Source organism: Myxococcus sp. AB056, from assembly GCF_006547365.1.
GTDB lineage: Bacteria > Myxococcota > Myxococcia > Myxococcales > Myxococcaceae > Myxococcus > Myxococcus virescens.
The window spans coordinates 124,503-144,990 of record NZ_VHLB01000010.1 but is presented as its reverse complement, the minus strand read 5'-3'; the positions used below and the strand labels follow the sequence as shown (position 1 = coordinate 144,990).

Sequence of the window (20,488 nt, the reverse complement as noted above, 5' to 3'; positions counted from 1 at the left end):
CTTTGACCCAACGAAGCTCACGCGCAGTGCAGGGGGACGCCCCACATTCTGAAGGCCATCAATCCGCCAGGAAGACCCGCGCCTGACTTCTATAGCCAAGGGTCGATGCTTCTTCCTGCGGGAGCTCTTCGCACCCGCATCCGGAATGTCGCGCCGCCGCCTTCTGTGGGCAGGTGCTGCAGGCTACCGCCGTGGCCTTCCGAGATGCGGCGGGCGATGGCCAGACCCAACCCGGTTCCACTCCACTGACCTTCCCGGCGCCAAAAGGGCTCGAAGATGTTCTCTCGGTCGGACTCCTCGACGCCGGGGCCGTGATCGACGACGTCGACCGTGACGCTGGACGTGCTGGCTTCCATCCTGACGATCACCGTCCCGCCAGCGGGCTCGGCGCGCAGCGCATTGTCGAGCAGGTTGGCCAACGCCGACCGAAGGCCATCGGCCTGTCCCAGCACCATCTCGGAGGGCGATGCGGCTTCCAGGGCGATGGCTCGTCCGCTCCGCAGCGCCAGCGGCGCCATGTCGCTGATCAGATCACGCAGCTGTTGGACGAGATCCAGCGCTCTCCAATCCGCCGGGGTCTGTCCCTGCATGCGGAAAGCCGCGAGCAGCTGGTCGACCATCAGCCCCAGCCGCGTCGCATCGCGCCGCAGGTCGCGCGTGGCGGGGCTGTCGCCCAAGGAGTCGAGCCGGGCGCAGAGAATCGCCACAGGGGTGCGCAACTCGTGCGCGGCATTGGCGACGAACAGTTGCTGGCGGGAGACGCCACGCTCGAGCCTTTCCAGCAGCTGATTGATGGCCGTGACGAAGGGCTGGATCTCCTTGGGCACGCCATCGGGCGACAGCCGCTGGTCCAGCGTCTCGAGGCCGATGCCGGATGCGGCGTTGGCGGCCCTCGTGAGGGGTCGTAGCGCGCGACGCAGCATCAGTGGCAGCACGAGGACGGTGGCGAGGACGGCCGAACCAAACAGCTTCATCACGCGCGGAATCAGCGTCAGCAGCGCGGTTGGCAGGTCATCCAGTCCGAGGCGATTGCCGCTCGTCACGACGACCGCGGTCCCGATGCCGTGGACCGGGAACATCGAGACGTTCGCGCGCTGGCCCTCTCCGAGGGCGATCACCGGGTCTCCGCACTCAGCGAGCAGCTGCACACACTGCAGGTCGGGGAAGTGCCGGTACAGGTCGGCGAGGGTCGGCGCCGGTTCGAGATTCGCGCCCGGTGCGGCCCAGCCGCGTGGAGCGATCGCGTGGGCAAGCTGCTGCGATGATCCAGGCACCAGGCGGCCGTCCAGGTACACGGCGTAGGCCAGCTGCGGACGTCGTGCCTGATAGGCGCGCAGAGCGCTCGAGGGCTCGATGCGAGGGGCGCCTGCCGGGTCCAGCGTGATCGACTCGGCAACGCGACGTTGGGAGGTCGCGGCGGACAGATCGTCGTGCGAGACGGAGTGGGAGAACACCATCCAGAACAGCATCAGCCCGGTGATGACGATGAGCTGAGTTGCGAGGACGGCCGCGATCAGGCGCGGCGCCAGGGAGTCCGTGAGACGCTTCATGGCTCGTCGATAAGATAGCCGACGCCCCGGACCGGGTGCAGCACCACACCCGCGCCACAATCCTCGAGCCGCCGCCGCAGCCTGGAGATGTGTGCTTCCAGCGTGTTGGCACTGGGCTCCTCGTCGAACCCGTAGACCTCCTTGATGAGGGTGTCGCGCTGGACGACCCGCCGCGCGCGGCGCATCAGGGCGGCCAGCAGCGAGGCCTCGCGCCGGCGAAGCAGCAGCGGCCTTCCCTGCACCGTCATCTGCCTGGAGCCGAGGTCGTACTCGATGGCGCCGCAGCGCACCGGCTGCAGCTGTCGCGCCTGTGCAGGCCGTCGCAGCACCGAGCGGATGCGCGCCCGCAGCTCGTCTGCATGGAAAGGCTTTTCCATGTAGTCATCCGCACCCGCATCCAGACCTGCGACTCTCTCCGGGACATCTCCCATCGCGCTGATCACCAGCACGCCCGCCTCCGGCTGCATGGCACGGAGCTCGGGAATCAGGCACAGGCCGTCGCCATCGGGCAGGCGGCGGTCCAGAAGCACGATCGCGTAGGCGCCCAGGTGGATCGCGCTACGGGCCTCGGTGACCGAAGCCACGGCGTCGACCGAGAAGCCCTGGGACGTCGCTTCATTTGCCACCAGCCGCGCGAGTTCCGGCTCATCCTCGACAAGGAGCGCACGCATGAGTCCCCTCCGTGTCGGCGGACGCTACTCCTCCCGGGGCGAAGGCGCCGCGACAATCAGCGACTGTCAGGCTCGTGCAAGCCTGCGCTGCCAGAAGCGAATGGAAGGAGGTGGGCGATGCCCCCTATGCGAGCACCTGCGTACTGTCCCGGGACCGAGATGACGAACCTCTTCCGTAATTGCTGCCTGGCCGTCCTCCTGACGAGCTGTGCGGGCACCCCTACGGCCAGGGAGCAGGCTGGACCCGGCAGCCGGCGCGAAGCGACCGCCATCGTCGCCAACCTGCGCCGGATCGTGACCCCCATGGGTGTGGAGCGGCTGGAGAAGATCCGCATCGGCGGGATTGACCAATGGGTCTCGATTCGCGGCGTCGACCGGGCGAATCCCGTGTTGCTGATGCTCCACGGAGGTCCCGGCTTCGTGTCGATGCCGACGAGCTGGTACTTCCAGCGGGGGTGGGAGGAGTACTTCACCGTCATCCAGTGGGATCAGCGCGGTGCTGGAAAAACCTACCTGGCGAATGACCCCTCCGCGGTCGCGGCGACCATGACGGCGGAGCGGTTGATCGCCGATACCGAGGAGATGATTCGCTGGGCACGCAAGGAGCTCGGCAAGGAGAAGATCTTCCTGCTCGGACATTCATGGGGCAGCTACCTCGGCCTGTCCGTAGCGCAACGTCACCCGGAATGGCTGCACGCGTATATCGGAATGGGACAGGCGACCGATGTTCTGGAGAGCGAACGGCGCGGATGGCGCTTTGCCATGGACAGGGCACGCGCAGCCGGAAACGAGGAGGCGATCAGGGAGCTGCAATCGATTGCGCCCTACGCGGCGCATGGCGCTGCGCTCGAGCTGCCCGTCGTCGCGATCCAGCGCAAGTGGCTCGGCTTCTATGGTGGCCAGGTGCACGGGCGGACGGGTGGCCAGGCCGAAGCAGAGGGCTTCGCACTCTCTCCGGAGTACACGGATGCCGAGCTGGCCTCGGTGTGGACCGCCAACGAGCTCTCCGAGGAGAAGCTGTTCCCCGCCGTGTTGCGGGCCGACTTCAGCAACGTCACCCGGCTCGAGTGCCCGATGCTCCTCTTCAATGGCCGGCACGACTACAACGTGTCGGCAAGCGTCGCGGCCGAATGGTTCGAGCGCCTTCACGCACCCATCAAGCACCTGGTCTGGTTCGAGAACTCGGCTCACGAGATCATGAACGAAGAGCCGGGCAAGATGCTGCTGTCGCTGGTCAGGTACGCCCGGCCCATCGCCGAGGCGGCAGGCGATGCACCGAAGCCTGCCCCCCGGGACGCGGCCACCGGGGCGCGATAGGCACGACAACGACACGCCACCCTGAAGTCCGACTCCCACGCCAGCGGGCCCTGCGCCGCTGCCACCGGCGCCGCCTGCGTCGGCTCGCCCACGTGAGCCGTGACGGCCACGAGGTCGAGCGTGGCGTGCGCTCGACGTCGAGATTGGATTGGCACGTCCCCTACGGATGCGCTAACGCGTAATCCAGCGCCGCCGTGACCGCCGCCACCTGCGCGTCGCTGCACTGCGCGGGCGTCGCGCGCGGGCTGTCGGGGTAGACCTCGGTGGTCGTCACGTAGCGGGCGCGCGTGATGCCAGCGCACAGTCCGAGCTGGCGGAGTGCGTAGTGGATGACGCCCGGGGCGACGACGGGAGAGCCAATGATATTGCCGTCGGCGTCGGGCGGGGCAATGTGGGTGACCTTCGCGACCGCGGCGATGACCGCCTGCTGGAAGTCGAGCCGCGGGTTCTCGGTGTCGCCCACGACGTAGAATCCGTCGGGGGTGTGGCCGGGCTCGAAGGGCTTGCCGTCGCGCGCGGCCAAGGCGGGGCGGAACTCCGCCTCGTCCGAGTCGGTGGTCTCGTGCAGGTCCACGTGCACGAGCACGCGGTCGCGCAGCGGGGCGACCAGCCGCATGAGGGCCGCCGACTCCTCCGCGGGGCTGAGCTCGCGGAAGGAACGGTTCGGGTCGATGGCATTCATGTTCCAGCGGTGGATCCGCTCGTAGGCCCACGGGCTGACGCACGGGACGACGAGCAGGTTGAAGCGGCCCGCGTAGCCAGCCGCATGCCGCTCGACGAACTGCAGCGCGCCGTGGACGCCGCTCGTCTCGTAGCCGTGTACCCCACCCGTGACCAGCGCCACCGGCAACCCGTCGCGCCAGTCGCGGCTCGCGAGCGCGAACAGCGGGTACGTGTCCGGCGGGTAGTCCAGCAGGCCGTACTGCACCACGTCGAAGCGCGCGCGCAGGCGCTCTATCGCGCTCAGCACGTCGGCCGCGTAGCTGCGCTTGCGGGTCTGGCGGGACCGCCAGACCGTGACTTCCGCCTCCCCCCAGGGGCTTCCGGGGGAACCAATCGGGTACGGTGCAGTGCTCATATCGGCGATTCTAGAGCAGGTTGCGGGCCGCTACCCGGGCTTCTCGTGTGTGACATCAGGCATAAGACGGATAGGGACTCTCAACACCGCGCGGCCTTGGGTGGCCGTCGCGCCAGGGGCAGCCTTGCACCCGCAGTGGGCAGTCCCGGTGCTCGAGAGTCGCTCGCCCCCTCCAGCTTCCGAGACTTCACTCAGAAGCACGCCGCCAGAAGAGCCCTTCTCGCACGAAGTGCTCATGGACCCAGCGCTCGCTGGCGGAGGACAGCTGCCATTCGCCACGTCCCTCAAGGACCAGGATGTCACAGCGCGCAAGCATGGGGAGCATGGTCCGCTGCGAGCGCTCATCCTCGAAAGCGGCTCCTGCGTGAGCGAAGCGCCCGGGGGTGCCCAGTGCATCATTCAGCATGAGGCCATAGGGGTCGACGAGGATGGGAGTCCCCTCTGGGATTCCGGGAAGCCGCCCGGCGGCGATTGCCCAAGCCGGTTCGAAGGTGCAAAGGGCTGAATCCGGGGGGACGGAGGCCCGGAGTGAGCTCCCGAGCGTGAGCAGGAAACGGTCTCGCTGATTCGCAGAGCGGATGGCCGCCGGCAACGGAGAGAGTGCGATGAGCATCACCGTGGCGGTGACGAGCGCGGATTGCGTGCGCGGGCGTGTGTCCGCCCACCTCAACACCACGGAGGCCCCCAACCCCGCGAGGACCGCCATGGAAGGCGCCAGGTGGGCGTTGTACTGGGCCCAATAGCTCTTCGACGACAAGAAGGTCACGACCGTCAGAACCCAGGCGGCCGCGAAGAGTCGCTCGGCGACGGCCTCCCTTCGACGAGTTCGGGCCAGGGCCACGACCAAGCCCCAGACACAGAGGACGGAGAAGCCCATGCGCCCGTCTCCCAGAACCATGAGAAGCCGGCGCCAGACGTCTGACTCGCCATCGGGTGGGCGGAGCAACTGGAACCGAAGAAGGCCATCGAGCATCGCGGCGGGGGCGAGCGCAAAGAAGGGGCCCAGCCAGACCAGCCCCACGGCTGCCGCGACAAGCACGACGCGTAGGGCACGCCGTCCCTGGCCCTCCATGCCGCGAGCCCCCACCGCGGCGATGACCCAGGCGCCAGCTGTCAGCTTGATGGCGCACGCGGTGGCAAGAAGGGCTCCGGCCAGCAGATCCCCCTTCCACCGTGAGGCATCAGCCCCATGCCGCAGCCAAACCCATGCCATGCCAAGACAGGTGAGGTTGAGCAGTGGCTCCAAGAAGGGCCCGCGCTCGGTGGCGGCCGCTTCTGGGAAGACGGCATAGGCGAGCGCGGCCACGACGCCTGCCCTGACGCCCCATTGCTCCTGAGCAATGCGTCCGCACAGGAGCGTGCTCAGTGCCCCAATCCCGGGGACGAGCCAACGGACCACTGCGAATGCCAGCGCTGCGTCGAAGCCACGTGCGAGCGCGGCCACTGGCGCCAGCAACATGGCAATCCCAGGAGGGTGGACGAAGAAGTAGTCACGGTAGGGCAATACACCATGGGCGAGAAGTGCGGCGGCACTGAAATAGACGCCCTCGTCGTAGTCCACGGGATGCCCGAAAGCGCCTCCCCGGTGGAAGAAGCCCGCGATGCGCAGCAGCCACGCCCCTGAAGCGATGAGCACCAGGGGCCACCAGGGCAGGTGGAGACGGGGCGTGGAGAGATTCGAAGAACGCACCCGGACACGCGTACTAAAGGCATCCCGGCGTGTCGAGAAGGCGCAAGTCAGTTCATGCGGCGCTCATCGCCAGTCGAACTCCTGACTTGACTCACTAAATCATCCGGCGACATGACTCTTTTTAATACTGACAGGTCCCGTGTGTGGCGCTTCAGGAGTCCACATTCATGCGGAGTGCCCATGCACAGCCGATGCATCGGCCTCGCCTTTGCGTGTCTCATTCAAGGAGCCTGCGCACTGACAACCCACGTCCGCTTCTCCGTCCAGGAGACTCGACGCCTGTTGCTGGCACTCTGGCGACGTCACCACCAAGCCGGCGCCAGGCAATGCCACTACCCGGCACGCGGCGCCAGACTCAAACTACTCCTGTAGGTTCTCCGCCTCCCGCGGAATGCGGACCCTCTGCTCCTCGGTAAACCTGCTCTTCCTCACGACCGACCTGCCTCCTGGCCGCGAGGACTCTCACGCGTCAACGGGTCCGAAAGTTGGGGAGCAGACCATCGAGGAGCGCGCCCATTCCTTCGCACCCGACTCAGATCGACTGACGATACCCGAAGAACTCGTGATCTTCATCGTAGCCGCCGTACCCGCCTCCCACTTCGAGGAAGTCAGCGACGAACTCGATGCCGGCAATCCACTTCACTTGCTTGAAGCCGAGCTGGACCTCGTTGCGCAGGCGAAGCGGCGCCCCGTGGCCGTAAGAGAGTGGCTCGCCGTTCATGTCATAGGCGAGCATCGTGAGCTGATAGTGCATCTGCTCGATGGGATGCGCGTCGTAGTAGCGGCCACCGTCGGAACCGTCGCCGAGTGAGTAGAACACGACCCATTTCGCGTCGGGCTTCGGCCTGACCAGCTCGAGGAGGGTCTGCATCGAGACGCCGCCCCACTTGGCGACACCGGACCAGCCCTGGATGCAGAAGTGCTGCGTGATCTGCTCGTGGCGCGGCATGGCGCGCAGCTCGTCGAGGCTCAGCTCGACCGGATTCTCGACGAGCCCGTGAATTCGTAGCCGGTAATCGGCGAAGTGGTTGTCGAAGAGCGCGCGGTACTCCGGCGTCTCGGGGTACTTGCCGTTGTGCCAGAAGTACGGCGAGATGTCCTTGTCCGTGTAGGTCCCTGGCTTGGCGTCGAGGTGCTCGAAGAGCCGCTGGGCCGGGCCGACCAGCGAATACCCGACGCGTTGCACGACCCGCGGATGTCGCAGCGTGAACGGCGTGGCCGCCACCCACGCGATCACGACGACCGCCATGGAGACAGCGAAGATGCCGAACCCGACCCAATCGTTGGCGTCGGTCCCCGCGTACACGTGGTTCAAGTTTCGCAGCAGGCCGGTCGCGAAGACCATGGTGACATGGATGAAGGTGAAGAGGATGAACCAGCACAGGACGAGAAAGTGCAGGGAGCGCGCGGTCTGGATGCTGAGCCGCTTGCTGATGCCGTGGAACCGGGTCGAAAGCGCTGGCGACATGCCGAGCCCGGTCATGAGCGCGAGTGGCGCCGCGATGAAGACCGTGATGAAGTAGGCGATGATCTGGAGGCCGTTGTACGCGACCCAGCCATCGTTCTGAGGCCAGCTCAGGGAGAGGTACTGGAGCAGAGCAGACGCGGCGTCGGGGAACACCTGCCAGTTCGTCGGGACGATGCGGCGCCACTCTCCGGTCGCGAAGAGCAACACGTAGAAGACGAGTCCGTTCGCCAGCCACAACATGTCGATCCCGAGATGCCACCAGCGGGCCAGCCCGATTGAGTGGCGGATGCCCGGCAGCCCGAGATGTTTGGGCAGCGTGAGGGAGTCCTGCTTGGCGGTCCAGAGCGGAAGGTCCGGCACCTGCTTCTGCATCCGGAGCCACTCTTTTCCCGGCGTCGAGTGCCGGGTCCAGTACAGCCGGGGATGGTCGGCGAGGATCTGGAGGCCCGCGCGGATGATGAAGATGAGGAAGAACAAGTTCAGAAAATGCTGGGCGCGCAACCAGATCGGCATCGGCGTGGCAAACGCGGTTGCGAACCCGGTCCCGGGATGCCGGTGGATGAACCCTTCGACCGCGGGGAGCCCGCGCAGATACTGCGCTACAACGACCCCGAACAGGAGAAGCCCCCAACCGATCGGGAGCAGCCAGACCAGGTTGAACCAACGGTTCGCGCCGATTCGCAGGCGAGGGACGATACCGAAGGCGGCCGGAATGGAGCCGGCCCAGGTCTTCGGATCGACGACGTCCTCGCCCTTGGTGAGGCGCTCTCGCAGCTCCTTCACCAGCTCCGGTGAGACGCGGTCGCCCCCAGAGGGCGGCGGTGGCGTGGCGGTCGGTTTCGGTGGGTCTGCCATTTCACGGGCTCCTGAGCGGCGACTCGGCTTCGCGCGGCTCCCCTAGAGCGAGAGCGACCCGCCTCCTCTGCAGAAGTTGCACATCGGCAGGCATCGCTGCATTGACCTCAATGGTGCAACTCCGGCGCGCTTAGAAGGCTTCGCCGTGGCCCAGCGTCGGCGGCATGAATGAGGCCTCGGGCCAAGAGCGCGCTACCGAGCGAGCAGAAATACAAATATCCACGCTGCTCGCCGAAGCGGCGGATCAGGCGCTCGAGAGCAGGTCCCGGCTCGACATGCATCAATCCCGAGAGCCCGCGAATGACCCCGACATCGCCCTCCGGGAACACGTCCAGCCGACCCAGGCCGCGCAGGAGAACCAAGGCCGCGCTCCAGGGCCCAATACCGGGGAGCCCCGTGAGCATCCGCATCGCCTCGGCGCTGCTCATTTGCGTGAGCATGGCCTCTGTCACATCGCCCGCTTGGACGGCGGCGGCGGCCGCGCGGAGTGCCTCGGCCTTCCTCGCGCTCAAGCCACAGGAGCGAATCGCGTCGAGCCGCGCCTCGGCGAGCGCAGCAGCAGTCGGAAAGGCGTACCGTTCTTGCCCCTCGTGCGGCAAGGACCGGCCGAAGCGCTCTACCAAACGGCGAACGACTGCGACCCCGGCGTCGAGGCTGACCTGCTGGAACGGGATGACGTTCGCGAACGTCTCGAAGAGGCTGGGGAACCGTGGCGGCCGCATACCGCGCAGCGCGAGCGCAATGGGGCCGAGCTTGCGCTCGGCTTGGAGCAGCCGATCGAGCGGCTCCGGGTCCACATCGAGTCCGAGCACCACCCGCAACACCCGAGAGATCTCGGCATGCGCGCCGCGCGAGTCATCCCCATCGAGCACGCGGAACCGGACCTGCGGCTCATCCACCGTCCCCTGATTCGAGACCTCGACCAGCACGAGGCCATCGGAGACCGTGAGCGCTCGCAGGTACCGTCCTTCCTCCCAGACGTTGACGAGGTTCGTCGGCCGCCGCTGCAGCACGCGCACGGTCGCCTCGAGGTGAAACGGCGCGCGCGTATCGAGGGATGAGCCGAGGCCCGCCGGATACGTGAGCCGCGCTCCATCGACGTGGGCGAAGTCGGTCATCCGGTGCGGCGTCGCCCGAGTTCGGCTGGTGATGTGCTCGACCTGCGCACCGCGAACTGTGAGGGCGTCTGCGACCAGGGAGCGATGGCAACGCCAGGGCACGGCTTCGGCGCACATCAACGCGACCGTGCCTTCCACGACCAGCTCACGCAGCTCGGCCAGCCCAGACTCGAACTCGTCCGTCAGCATGTAGTCCGCGTACCCGCGGAAGCTCGCATTGCGCCACCCCGTGTTCGGTGAGTCACCGCGCGCGTGCCGCAGCCCTCCGAGCGCGGGGAGATGGACGTAACGGAGGTGATGCCGGCGAAGCGCGGAGCGAAGCGCCTCGCGTTCGAATTGCGGATTGTGGCGCGAGCGCGGGATCGTCCTGATATCAGCCACGGTGGAGACGCCGAACACTCGAAGGAGCGCGATGAGCTCGTCGAGCGTTCGCGTCGAGTGGCCGACGGTATAGAGTTGGAGGCCTTGCCAGCTCTTTGCCCCGTGCATCGACTTTCTACGCCTCCCTCATGGGCTCTTCCATCCGAGCGTGAGCAGGAACGCGCTCTCCTCGAGCGCCTCCACGTCATGGCGCAGGCCTTTCTCGAGGACGAGCAAACGCCCGAACGGCAGCTCCACAATCTTGTCGGGCAGGCGCAGTCGCACGTGCCCGGAGAGCGCGTGGACCGACACGGTTTCGCTGGCGCGGTGCTCCGCCATCCGTGCGCCGGCCTTCATCGCGATGAGGACGATGCGCAGGTCGGGCTCGCGCACGAGCGTCCGCGCCGTGTGGCCCTCCCGCAGGTAGGCGTCTTCTCGCCGCATTTCACGCTCGACTGCCGCCAGGTCGAACGTGGCCCCGCCCCCGAGATGTGTCGGTTTGGTCATGCCGTTCCTCCTCTTTCTGGGTCTTGGCTCTGGGCGTCCGCCTCAGGCTCGCGCCACACTTCGCGTCGGGATGCGATCGATGCCCGGAGCCATTCATGGTTCATGAGCGCGATGGCATCGATGCTGATCGACTTCGGGCACGCCGCTTGGCACTCGCCGTGCCAGGTGCAGTTGCCAAAGCCCTCCTCATCCATGCGCGCGACCATGGAGAGCACCCGCCGCTCCCGCTCCGGTCGCCCCTGAGGCAGAAGCGCCAGGTGAGAGACCTTTGCGCCGGTGAAGAGCGCGGCCGAGGCGTTCGGGCAGGCGGCGACGCAGGCCCCACAGCCGATGCAAGCCGCGGCGTCCATCGCCCCGTCGGCGTTCTGTTTCGAGACGGCCCGCGTGCTCGCCTCGGGCGCGGCCCCCGTTGGCACCGAGATGAACCCGCCAGCGCCGATGATTCGGTCGAGCGCGCTGCGATCGACGATGAGATCCTTGAGCACAGGAAACGCCCGCGCGCGCCAGGGCTCGATCACGAGCAGCGCGCCGTCCGGAAAGCGGCGCATGTGGAGCTGACACACCGCCGCGCCGCCGAGGGGACCATGCGCCGCGCCATTGATCATCACGCCGCACGTCCCGCAGATGCCCTCGCGACAGTCGCTCTCGAACGCGACCGGGGCCTCGCCTTTGGCGGCGAGTTGCTCGTTCAGGACATCGAGCATCTCGAGAAAGGACATGTCGGCGGTGATGTCAGAGACCTCGTAGCGGCGGAAGGTGCCCTGGGACCGCGGCCTCTCCTGTCTCCAGATCTGCAGAACGAAGCGCACGCTGTTCTCCTTCCCCCGCCGCCCACGAGCGCCTCGGTATGGAGGTACTCGTCGCGCGGGTGTTCAGCAGATTTCCCATCACGGATGCGACGCCGCGCGGGCCGGCGGTTGGTAGCTACCGGGCACGGAGCGGAACGGGATGGCGATCCGGTTCCAGCCGTTGATGGTGATGACCGCCATCGTGAGGCTGACGAGCTCTTCTTCGCTGAAGTGTTGGCGCACGCGGTCGTACAGCTCATCCGTGACATCGCTCTGCGAGATGAGCGTCAGAGCTTCCGTCCATTCGAGCGCGGCGCGCTCGCGTTCGGTGTAGAACGGCGTCTCGCGCCAGGCCGACAGCGCGTAGAGCCGCTGCTCGGTTTCCCCGGCGACGCGGGCGTCCTTCGTGTGCATGTCGATGCAGTAGGCGCAGCCGTTGAGCTGCGACGCACGAGTCTTGACCAGATCGAGCAGGGGGTGCTCGAGCCCACAGTTGCGGACGAAGCGTTCCAGGCCGAGCATCGCCTGATAGGCATTGGATGATTTCTGGAGGAAATCGAGTCGCTGTTCCATGTCGAAGGTCTCCTATCGGTTCCGGCAGCAGAGAACACGCGGCCGGCTGCGCACCCAGGTCCGGGCCACCTTTCGGTTCGTGCTCATTTGTAGCTCCTGGTCTCGGCCGCGACCGACTCGAAGGAGAGTGGCTCCTTGTGGAGCGCGGGAGGTCGATCCTGGCCGCGGTATTCCCATACCGACACATGGCAGAAGTGCTCGTCATCTCGGCGAGCCTCACCTTCCGCCGTTTGAAACTCCTCGCGGAAGTGCGCTCCGCACGATTCGCGCCGTTCGAGCGCGTCGCGGCACATCAGCTCCGCGAGCTCGTAGTAATCGGCGAGCCGCCCTGCTCGCTCGAGCGAGTCGTTCAGCTCGATGCCGGTGTCCGGCAGCCGGAGATCTCGCTCGAACTCGCCCTGAAGCGCCTGGATGCTCTCGAGCGCGGAGGACAGCCCGCGCTCGCTGCGCGCCATGCCGCATTGTTCCCAGAGGAGGCTACCCAGCGCGCGGAAGTGGTCCTCGACGGTTCTCGTGCCTCGCGAGGCGAGCAGGCGCTCGAGCTTCACCTGCACGATGCGCTCTGCGTCTCGAAACGCGGGATGGTCAAGGTCGACCGGCCCTGTCCCGAAACGCGCCAGCTCGTCAGCGATGGTGTTCGGGACGATGAAGTAGCCGTCGGCGAGCCCCTGCATGAGGGCGCTCGCGCCGAGGCGGTTCGCGCCGTGGTCGGAGAAGTTCGCCTCGCCGAGCACGTAGAGGCCCGGCAGGGTGCTGCGCAGGTCGTAGTCCACCCAGAGCCCGCCCATGGTGTAGTGGACGGCGGGGTAGATCCGCATCGGCGCCCGGTACGGGTGCTCGCCCGTGATGCGCTCATACATCTCGAGGACGTTCCCGTAGCGTTCGCGAATGGTACCGGCCCCGAGACGCGCAATCGCATCACCGAGGTCCAGATACACGCCGCGCCCGCCAGGGCCGACGCCCCTGCCCTGGTCACAGATTTCCTTGGCCGCGCGCGAGGCGATGTCACGCGGCGCGAGGTTGCCGTAGGTTGGGTACCGCCGCTCGAGGAAGTAGTCCCGTTCGCTCTCCGGGATATCGCGCGGAGTCCGCTGGTCCCCCTTGAGCTTCGGCACCCAGACACGCCCGTCATTGCGCAAGGACTCACTCATCAGCGTGAGCTTCGACTGATGGGGCCCGCTGACCGGGATGCAGGTCGGATGGATCTGCGTGAAGCAAGGGTTGGCGAAGCCGGCGCCCCGTCGGTACGCGCGCCAGATCGCGGTCGCGTTCGAGCCTCGCGCGTTGGTCGAGAGATGGTAGATGTTGCCGTAGCCTCCTGTCGCGAGGATCACGGCATCGCCGGCGAACGCCCTCAGCTCGCCCGTCCGGAGGTCGCGCGCGATGATTCCCCGCGCCCGTCCGTCGACCATGACGAGATCGAGCATTTCGGTCCTCGGATGCATGCGAACCTGGCCCGCGCTGATTTGCCGCTCGAGCGCCTGGTAGGCGCCGAGGAGAAGTTGCTGCCCGGTCTGTCCACGCGCATAGAAGGTGCGCGAGACGAGCGCGCCCCCGAAAGAGCGGGTGGCGAGGAGCCCTCCATATTCGCGGGCGAAAGGGACTCCCTGGGCCACGCATTGGTCGATGATGCGGTTGCTCACCTGGGCGAGCCTGTAGACATTCGCCTCGCGGGAGCGGAAGTCGCCGCCTTTCAGCGTGTCGTAGAACAGCCTCCACACGCTGTCGCCGTCGTTGCGGTAGTTCTTCGCGGCATTGATGCCGCCCTGCGCGGCGATGCTGTGCGCGCGCCTCGGCGAGTCGTGGAAGGAGAAGCAGTGCACACGGTAGCCAAGCTCGGCGAGCGTCGCCGCGGCCGAAGCCCCCGCCAGTCCGGAGCCAACCACGAGCAGTGTGTATTTGCGCCGGTTGCTCGGACCGACCAGGCGTCCTTCACGCAGTCGGCGCTCCCACTTTTGCTCGAGCGGCCCGCTCGGAATCCTCGCGCCGAGATCCATGGCTAGCGCACACCGACGAGCCAGATCGTGAGCGGAATGCTGCTGAAGCCGCCCCAGAGCACCAGGGCGAGGATCCACGCCACTGGTCGCCGTTTCGGCCGAGGCGAGGGGTGCGACCTCCCGAGGCTCCGCAGCGAGGCCCATGCACCGTGCCAGACATGCATCCCGACGAAGGCCAGCGCGCCGAGATAGATGGCCACCACCCAGGGGACGCGGAAGCCCTCCACGACGTTGTGGTAGACGTCATGCTTCTCGAACGGCACCGGCGCGATGGTCCCAGTGGTCAGATGGAGAATGTGGAAGACGATGAACCCCGCGATCACGACGCCCGTGAGGCGCATCGTCCGAGCGGGCACGGTCGTGGCTCGTGGCCTGAGCCGGCGGTAAGCCACCGGGCGCGCGAAGCGGTCACGATTCCAGAGCAGCGCCGCCGCGCCGATGTGGATGACGGCGGAGGCAAGGAGCACCGCGCGAGCGGCCCACAGGAGCGGGGGCTCCCGAACGAGAAACGCGGAGTATTCGTTGAGGGCATCCCGCCCTCGGTAAACGAGGAGATTGCCGAGCAGGTGGAAGATGAGGAACACGACCAGCACGATGCCAGTCGCTGCCATGAGCACCTTCAGTCCGACTGTGGACCGCCACGGATGCCGGCGTCGCGAGGCGTCATGCGGGCGATCTTCAGTGAACTCACCGATGGATTGCATGCGCTCCCCTTCGCAAGGCTCGGCGGCCCGTGTCGCGCGGGCGGCTCCAGCGGCTGGCGAACATCAATCATCCGGCACCTTCCGCAGGCGTTGGTCCGCGCCCCTGGCAAAGAGGTGAGTTGGGCACGCAGGCCACTCACTGCAAGCCCAACGCCCCGTATGTCCCGCGAGTGCACAACGCCCATGTCGAGTCTGCGACGTAGGTGTGGCGTAGCGCCTCATTGAGCGCGATTTGAACGTCACAGAAGCGGCCGCGCGAGCGCTGCGAGAACTCTCGGGCGACGATGCCCACCGCGCCCCCTGCTTCATGCGGTGCATGCACGGCCTTTCCTTGAAGGTGGGACCTGCGCCAACGGTCGCTGCGTGGATCCGCCCAGTACATCAGGCGCGCATCAAGACGAATTGGGACTCAGTTGACGGAGGGCGTCCGAGCTGTGTGCCAGGTCGGTGGAGAGGCCGAGCAGCCCCCTTGGGGTACATGCCTGTCCAGGCCCACCCTCCCACGAGGGGCGCGGCAGGGCCCGGGCCTGTTGGCGATGGCTTGAGCCTCAACACCACGCGGCCTGGGGTGGTCCTCGCGCCGGGGCCAGCCTTGCACTCGCCGTGGGCAGTCCCAGGTGCTCCAGAATCGCTCGCCCCCTCCCGCCGCCTTCACGTTCGCCAGCACCCTCAAACCTGCCTCCACACCTCACGCAGGCCAAGACGTCGAAGTTGAAGGTCCTCCTCAGCAGCACCTCCTGCTTGGGGGAGAAGCAGTCCCAGGTTTCGAGAAACGCCCGCGACAGGCCCGTCCCGAGACTTCCGAGGGCGGGCCTTTTCGTGTCAGGATTGAATGAGCAACCGGCGCACGCGTCGATGCGCCACTCCGCCGGACTTCACCAGCGCGGACCCATTCCTCTTCCTAGGAGCAAACCTCATGAAGCGGCTCATCCAGGGGCTGTCCCTGACGTCTCTGTGTCTCTCTCTGGCGGCTTGTGGTGTCAACAAGTACTACACGCTGCCCGTCGACTCGCATGACGCCTCGACGACCAAGACGTCCATCGGCGTCTGCGCCCTGGAGAGCGGTCTCGAGTCGCAGTCCATGGACAACACGGCCATCGCCGTCACCTACGATGCGACCTCCATGATGTATTTCCGTTACAATGGGATGGACGCGTACACCTTCCATGTCTCCGTGGACGACAAGCAGGTTCCTCCGGAGGAACTGGAGGCGAAGCTCGCCACGGTGCGCAAGAAGGGCGAGGAGCTGTACCTCTGCGCCCAGGACCGCATCAACCCGCGCTTCGTCGCCGCCCCTCCCCACGCGCCCGCGCAGACGAACGTCACCATCAACCTGAACGCCCCGGACGCGAACTCGCGGGACTCCCTGTCCGCTGGCGCGTCGGTGTCGACGAACACGAACACGGCCTCTGCCTCGACGACGTCCTCCTCCGCGTCGGTGAACCTGGGCGAGGGCACCTGCGCCCGCGCCGTAGACTGCTATGCGCGGCTGGCCAAGACGGTCTGCGAGGGCGCGCAGGACTGCAGCTTCAAGGTGGAGATGTCCGGCAACGACGAGGCGGGCTGCCGTGACGCGCTGCTCCGCGTCCCGGACCTGATTCAGCCGTTCAAGATGATTCGCCCCAACCTCTCCGCGCCGGCCGTCTGCCACGCCGAGTAGTCCGCTGGAACAGCCCGCCTCCGGTGCCGTGCCGGAGCGCGGGCGTCAGCGGCCTCCGGTTTCCCAGCCCGTGAGGCAGGCGGCGTGGACTCCCTTGGCTGGGGTGGCGCCGGGGAAGGCCTACTCCTGGAACGACTGGGTGAGCTTCGCGATGGCCCCTGGAAGGCCCCGCACGCGCAGCCGGCTGCCGCTCTCGTCGTAGGCCTGGGACACCACCGTGGTGTGCTCGTACACCTCGCTGATGCGCCCCTGCCGGGAGTAAGGAATCACCAGGTCCGCCTCCACCATCGAGGACTCGAAGAAGGCGATGATGTTCTTGCGTAGCATCGCCACGTCGTCCGGCAGGTGCGCGGAGAGCATCAAGGCGTCCGGGTGCTTCGCGAGCAGCGCTTCCTTCGCCGCCGCGTTCAGCCGGTCCGCCTTGTTGAAGAGCAGCTTGCTCGGTACGGCGTCCGCGCCGATATCCCGGAGCACCGTGCGGGTGACCTCCAGCTGCGCGGCCCACGTGGGGTCCGACGCATCCACCACGTAGAGCAGCAATGACGCTTCCAGGGCCTCGTCCAGCGTGGAGCGGAAGGACGCGACCAGGTCGTGCGGCAGCTTCTGAATGAAGCCCACCGTGTCGGAGACCAGGATGCGCGGACGGGTCTCCGGCTGCATCGCGCGCACCGTGGTATCGAGCGTGGCGAAGAGCTGGTCCGCGACCAGCACCGTGCTGCCCGTCAACGCACGCATCAGCGAGGACTTGCCCGCGTTCGTGTAGCCCACCAGCGCCACCCGCAGCAGGTCCCTTCGCGCGTAGCGGCGGTGGTCCTGGTCCTTCTGGATGGCCGCCAGTCCCTCGCGCAGCTCCGCCAGCCGGTCGCGAATCTTGCGGCGGTCCAGCTCCAGCGCCGAGTCACCCGCGCCGCGCCCCTGCTGCCGCTCGCGGCCTCCGGTGGATTCGCGCAGCCGGGGGGCCAGGTAGTTGAGCCGGGCGATCTCCACCTGCATCCGCGCTTCGTGGCTCTTCGCGTGCCGGTGGAAGATGTCGACAATCACGCCCGCGCGGTCCAGCACCATCGCGCCAGTAGCCTTCTCCAGGTTGCGCAGTTGGCCGGGCGACAGCTCGTGGTCCACGACCACCACGGTAGGCCGGGGCCCCGCCTTGTCGTCTTCTTCCAAAGACGGAGGCAGCAACGCGTCCCCCGCCTCCACGTCGTCGGCCTCCTCTTCGACGGCCTCGCCCTCGGCGTCGGGCTCCGTGTTGGCGGCGGCCTCCCACTTCTCGCGAGCCTTCGACGTCCGGTCGCTCGCCCCGGACGTAATCACGCCCGAGCCTCCGGTGAGGGCCGCCAGCTCCTTGAGCTTGCCCGTCCCGAGCACCGTGCCCGTGGCCAGCCGCGTCCGCTTCTGGGACACGGTCGCCACCGTGTCATACCCCAGCGTGTGCACCAGCCGGCGCAGCTCCGCGAAGTCCGCGGCGTGCTCTTCGTCCGAGACGCCCGGAAGCTGGACACCGACGAGGACGGCACGCAGACGCTCAGGGAATGTGGAAATCGCCATGCGCATCCTCGTAACACGTCGGGCCGTCCCGCGACGGGGCGAGTCCACGCCCCCCGCCCCCCACTGGGTCCGGGCGACACCTTGCCTGGATGGGGAGGGGGTAGGAATACCGTGGGCGGACCTCTCGGGCAGGGTAGGGTTCCGCGTCCTCGCGCTACCCAAGGCTTTCTTCCCATGACATTCGCTTCGCTCGGCCTGTCGGAGGCGCTCACCCGCGCCGTGGCCGGACTCGGATACGACGAACCCACGCCGGTGCAGCGCGCGACCATCCCCGTGGTCCTGCGAGGTGGCGACGTCTGGGCTTCGGCGAAGACGGGCTCGGGGAAGACCGCCGCGTTCCTGCTGCCCATCCTGGAAGCCCTGCGGGCGCGTCCCGGAGGGTCGGCCCGACCGGTGCGGGCCTTCATCCTGGTGCCCACGCGGGAGCTCGCCGCGCAGATCGTCGATTCCATCCAGCGGTACGGCCAACACCTGAAGAAGCCGCTGAAGTCCTGCCTCGCGGTCGGTGGCGTCTCCGCCAACCCGCAGATGATGGCGTTGCGGGGCGGCGCGGACATCGTCGTGGCCACGCCCGGCCGCGCGCTGGACCTGGTGCATCAAAACGCGCTCCGGCTGGACCAGGTGGAGACCCTGGTGCTCGACGAGGCCGACCGGCTGTTCTCGCTGGGCTTCGTTGATGAGCTCAACAGCCTGCTGGCACTGCTGCCCACGCGCCGCCAGAACCTGTTGTTCTCCGCCACCTTCCCGCCCGCGGTGCGGAAGTTCGCGGAGCAACTGCTGCACGAGCCCACGCGCATCGACGTCGATGACGGGGAGCTGCCCTCGACGGAGTTCATCCTCCAGCGGGCCCTCCAGGTGGATGTGCCCCGACGCACGATGCTGCTGCGGCACCTGTTGGAAACACATGCGTGGAGCCATGTGCTCACGTTCGTGGCCAGTCGCTACGCGGCGGACCATGTCGCGCTGAAGCTGAACCGCGCCGGCATCGTCGCGACGTCCTTGCATGGGGAACTCAGCCAGGGCGCGCGCACGCAGGCGCTCGCGGACTTCAAGGCGAAGCGCGTGCGCGTGCTCGTGGCCACGGACGTCGCCGCTCGCGGCCTGGACATCGCGCAGTTGCCGGCAGTCGTGAACTACGACCTGCCCCGCTCGACCGCGGACTACGTGCATCGCATCGGCCGCACGGGGCGCGCGGGCGAAAAGGGCGTGGCGATCAGCTTCGTCAGCGCGGACACCGAAGCCCACTTCCGACTCATCGAGAAACGCCACCAGCTCGACCTCCCGCGCGAACAGGTGCCGGGCTTCGAGCCGACGGAAGTGGTCTCGACGACCACGCCGCCCCTGGATCCGAATGGCGGCGTGAAGGGTCGGCGCAAGAGCAAGAAGGACAAGCTGCGCGAAGCCGCCGCTGCCGCCGCCACTCGCCCTCCGAAACAAGGGCCGTAGCGGGTCCTGCTCCCGCGTGTCCAACAAGGCCACGTGCGATTTCGCGGCCATCAATGAGGATGCCACCCTTCCCTCCCCGAGCGTTCCCGTTGGAACACGTGCGTCGCATGAACGGAAGGCCGAGGAGGGCTCAGAAACCTGCGGGCGAAGCCGGTAGCGTGTCCGGAATCCCGCGAGGCCCCTGCCCCGTGGCCTGGACCGGAGGAACGCCCTGTGCGTCGTGATGTCGCCGTGCTGCTGGAGAACGCCCCGCCGCGGCGCCGGGCCCTGTCAGAAGCGGCGTTCGTGTTCCTCGCCGTCCTAGGGCCCTCGTCGGCGGGCCCCGCGGGTCGAGTCGTCCTGGCCGTGTTCGCGGTCGCGCTGCTCGCCTGGGGACTGGCCCTGCTGCGCCCCTGGGAGGCCACGCGCGCGGGCGCCTGGCTGGGCGTCCTGGGGCTCCTGGTGGCGCTGGGCGGCACGGGCGCGGGCGCCTGGGTCGCCACCGCGGCGGAGCAGGAGAAGGGCTTCTCCCTGTCCATGGCGCCCCTGTGCATCCGCGCACTGGGGATGATCCTGCTGGTGGCGGTGCTGGTGTGGCGCGACGGACAGGGGCCCGCGCAGGTAGGGCTGGCGCGCGAGGGCTGGTCGAAGGAGCTGCTGCTCGGCGTACCGGTGCTCGTCGCCACCTACGCGGTGCATATCGCCGCGTCGGTGCCCATGGCTGCCGTCGCCGTTGCGTTGAAGCTGGCCGACAAGGAGATGCTGGCGCGCAAGGGCCTGGCAGCCGCGCTCATGGACACCGGCCTGGACGTGCCCGCCTTCGCGGCCATCATGGTGCTGGTGACAGGCTTCGAGGAGTTCGTCTTCCGGGGCTTCCTCGTGCCCCGCCTGCGCGTGGTGCTGGGCCGCTGGGTGCCCGCGGTGCTGGTCGCGGCCGTGCTGTTCTCCGTGGGCCACTTCTACGAAGGCACGCTCGCCGTCTTCCAGACCTTCGTGCTGGGGGCCTGGTTCGGGTTCGTCTTCTGGTTCCGGGGACGCCTGCTGCCCCTGGTTGTCGCGCACGCGGCCTTCAACACCATCAGCTTCGCGCTGGTGATGTGGCTGTCGAAGTCAGGCTACCTGGACAAGCTGCCGCCGCTTTGACGGCACCCCGGCCCCGGGTGAGTCCCCGTGGTGCCTCCC

At 67.6% G+C, this 20,488-nt stretch carries 16 protein-coding genes; 4 read left to right on the top strand and 12 right to left on the bottom strand.

The features are described from left to right. Positions 1-89 precede the first annotated feature (89 nt). Positions 90-1,550, bottom strand: a complete 1,461-nt coding sequence (locus tag FMP39_RS07240) for a HAMP domain-containing sensor histidine kinase (protein WP_141589236.1) — start codon at positions 1,548-1,550, stop codon at positions 90-92. Continuing rightward, positions 1,547-2,221 carry a response regulator transcription factor gene (locus FMP39_RS07235; protein ID WP_141589235.1) on the bottom strand — a complete coding sequence of 225 codons (675 nt, stop codon included), beginning with the start codon at positions 2,219-2,221 and terminating at the stop codon, positions 1,547-1,549. The genes FMP39_RS07240 and FMP39_RS07235 overlap by 4 nt, the downstream gene beginning before the upstream one ends. Positions 2,222-2,380: 159 nt before the next feature. Between FMP39_RS07235 and FMP39_RS07230 the strand changes: the two genes are divergently transcribed. Further along, positions 2,381-3,538 (top strand): alpha/beta fold hydrolase, encoded by a 1,158-nt coding sequence (locus FMP39_RS07230; RefSeq protein WP_141589234.1) that lies wholly within the window; start codon positions 2,381-2,383, stop codon positions 3,536-3,538. A gap of 160 nt (positions 3,539-3,698) precedes the next feature. Here FMP39_RS07230 and FMP39_RS07225 read toward each other — a convergent pair whose 3' ends face one another. From FMP39_RS07225 to FMP39_RS07185, 9 genes are all read right to left on the bottom strand, one after another. Beyond that, positions 3,699-4,616 carry a M14 family metallocarboxypeptidase gene (locus FMP39_RS07225; protein ID WP_141589233.1) on the bottom strand — a complete coding sequence of 306 codons (918 nt, stop codon included), beginning with the start codon at positions 4,614-4,616 and terminating at the stop codon, positions 3,699-3,701. Positions 4,617-4,803: 187 nt separating this feature from the next. Further along, entirely contained in the window at positions 4,804-6,306 is a 1,503-nt protein-coding gene (locus FMP39_RS07220; RefSeq protein ID WP_141589232.1) for a glycosyltransferase family 39 protein, read from the bottom strand. 532 nt (positions 6,307-6,838) lie between these two features. Further along, a complete protein-coding gene (locus tag FMP39_RS07215; RefSeq protein WP_228557749.1) occupies positions 6,839-8,629 on the bottom strand; it encodes a molybdopterin-dependent oxidoreductase in 1,791 nt (596 codons plus the stop codon). A 107-nt stretch (positions 8,630-8,736) separates the two neighbouring features. Next, complete coding sequence (locus FMP39_RS07210) at positions 8,737-10,236, bottom strand: DUF488 family protein (RefSeq protein ID WP_141589231.1); 1,500 nt, start codon at positions 10,234-10,236, stop codon at positions 8,737-8,739. An 18-nt stretch (positions 10,237-10,254) separates the two neighbouring features. Then, complete coding sequence (locus tag FMP39_RS07205) at positions 10,255-10,614, bottom strand: cupin domain-containing protein (protein WP_228557748.1); 360 nt, start codon at positions 10,612-10,614, stop codon at positions 10,255-10,257. After that, a complete protein-coding gene (locus FMP39_RS07200) occupies positions 10,611-11,423 on the bottom strand; it encodes a succinate dehydrogenase/fumarate reductase iron-sulfur subunit (RefSeq protein WP_141589230.1) in 813 nt (270 codons plus the stop codon). The genes FMP39_RS07205 and FMP39_RS07200 overlap by 4 nt, the downstream gene beginning before the upstream one ends. A 78-nt stretch (positions 11,424-11,501) precedes the next feature. Beyond that, entirely contained in the window at positions 11,502-11,975 is a 474-nt protein-coding gene (locus tag FMP39_RS07195; RefSeq protein ID WP_141589229.1) for a carboxymuconolactone decarboxylase family protein, read from the bottom strand. Between the two features lie 83 nt (positions 11,976-12,058). After that, entirely contained in the window at positions 12,059-13,972 is a 1,914-nt protein-coding gene (locus FMP39_RS07190; protein ID WP_141589228.1) for a fumarate reductase/succinate dehydrogenase flavoprotein subunit, read from the bottom strand. Positions 13,973-13,974: 2 nt separating this feature from the next. Then, a complete protein-coding gene (locus FMP39_RS07185) occupies positions 13,975-14,676 on the bottom strand; it encodes a succinate dehydrogenase cytochrome b subunit (protein ID WP_141589227.1) in 702 nt (233 codons plus the stop codon). Between the two features lie 916 nt (positions 14,677-15,592). Between FMP39_RS07185 and FMP39_RS07170 the strand changes: the two genes are divergently transcribed. Continuing rightward, complete coding sequence (locus tag FMP39_RS07170) at positions 15,593-16,336, top strand: hypothetical protein (RefSeq protein WP_228557747.1); 744 nt, start codon at positions 15,593-15,595, stop codon at positions 16,334-16,336. Positions 16,337-16,456: 120 nt separating this feature from the next. Here FMP39_RS07170 and hflX read toward each other — a convergent pair whose 3' ends face one another. Further along, a complete protein-coding gene (hflX, locus tag FMP39_RS07165; RefSeq protein WP_141589223.1) occupies positions 16,457-17,887 on the bottom strand; it encodes a GTPase HflX in 1,431 nt (476 codons plus the stop codon). Between the two features lie 168 nt (positions 17,888-18,055). Here hflX and FMP39_RS07160 point away from each other — a divergent pair, with 168 nt between their 5' ends. Together FMP39_RS07160 and FMP39_RS07155 are read left to right on the top strand one after the other, a co-directional pair. Next, complete coding sequence (locus FMP39_RS07160) at positions 18,056-19,327, top strand: DEAD/DEAH box helicase (RefSeq protein ID WP_141589222.1); 1,272 nt, start codon at positions 18,056-18,058, stop codon at positions 19,325-19,327. Between the two features lie 213 nt (positions 19,328-19,540). Further along, positions 19,541-20,449, top strand: a complete 909-nt coding sequence (locus FMP39_RS07155; protein WP_141589221.1) for a CPBP family intramembrane glutamic endopeptidase — start codon at positions 19,541-19,543, stop codon at positions 20,447-20,449. Positions 20,450-20,488: the final 39 nt, after the last annotated feature.

Excerpts from the sequence above, each read along its gene's own strand:
- FMP39_RS07240 (WP_141589236.1), bottom strand. The coding sequence starts at position 1,550 with ATGAAGCGTCTCACGGACTCCCTGGCGCCGCGCCTGATCGCGGCCGTC.
- FMP39_RS07235 (WP_141589235.1), bottom strand. The coding sequence starts at position 2,221 with ATGCGTGCGCTCCTTGTCGAGGATGAGCCGGAACTCGCGCGGCTGGTG.
- FMP39_RS07230 (WP_141589234.1), top strand. The coding sequence starts at position 2,381 with ATGACGAACCTCTTCCGTAATTGCTGCCTGGCCGTCCTCCTGACGAGC.
- FMP39_RS07225 (WP_141589233.1), bottom strand. The coding sequence starts at position 4,616 with ATGAGCACTGCACCGTACCCGATTGGTTCCCCCGGAAGCCCCTGGGGG.
- FMP39_RS07215 (WP_228557749.1), bottom strand. The coding sequence starts at position 8,629 with ATGGCAGACCCACCGAAACCGACCGCCACGCCACCGCCGCCCTCTGGG.
- FMP39_RS07210 (WP_141589231.1), bottom strand. The coding sequence starts at position 10,236 with ATGCACGGGGCAAAGAGCTGGCAAGGCCTCCAACTCTATACCGTCGGC.
- FMP39_RS07205 (WP_228557748.1), bottom strand. The coding sequence starts at position 10,614 with ATGACCAAACCGACACATCTCGGGGGCGGGGCCACGTTCGACCTGGCG.
- FMP39_RS07195 (WP_141589229.1), bottom strand. The coding sequence starts at position 11,975 with ATGGAACAGCGACTCGATTTCCTCCAGAAATCATCCAATGCCTATCAG.
- FMP39_RS07190 (WP_141589228.1), bottom strand. The coding sequence starts at position 13,972 with ATGGATCTCGGCGCGAGGATTCCGAGCGGGCCGCTCGAGCAAAAGTGG.
- FMP39_RS07185 (WP_141589227.1), bottom strand. The coding sequence starts at position 14,676 with ATGCAATCCATCGGTGAGTTCACTGAAGATCGCCCGCATGACGCCTCG.
- FMP39_RS07170 (WP_228557747.1), top strand. The coding sequence starts at position 15,593 with ATGAAGCGGCTCATCCAGGGGCTGTCCCTGACGTCTCTGTGTCTCTCT.
- hflX (WP_141589223.1), bottom strand. The coding sequence starts at position 17,887 with ATGCGCATGGCGATTTCCACATTCCCTGAGCGTCTGCGTGCCGTCCTC.
- FMP39_RS07160 (WP_141589222.1), top strand. The coding sequence starts at position 18,056 with ATGACATTCGCTTCGCTCGGCCTGTCGGAGGCGCTCACCCGCGCCGTG.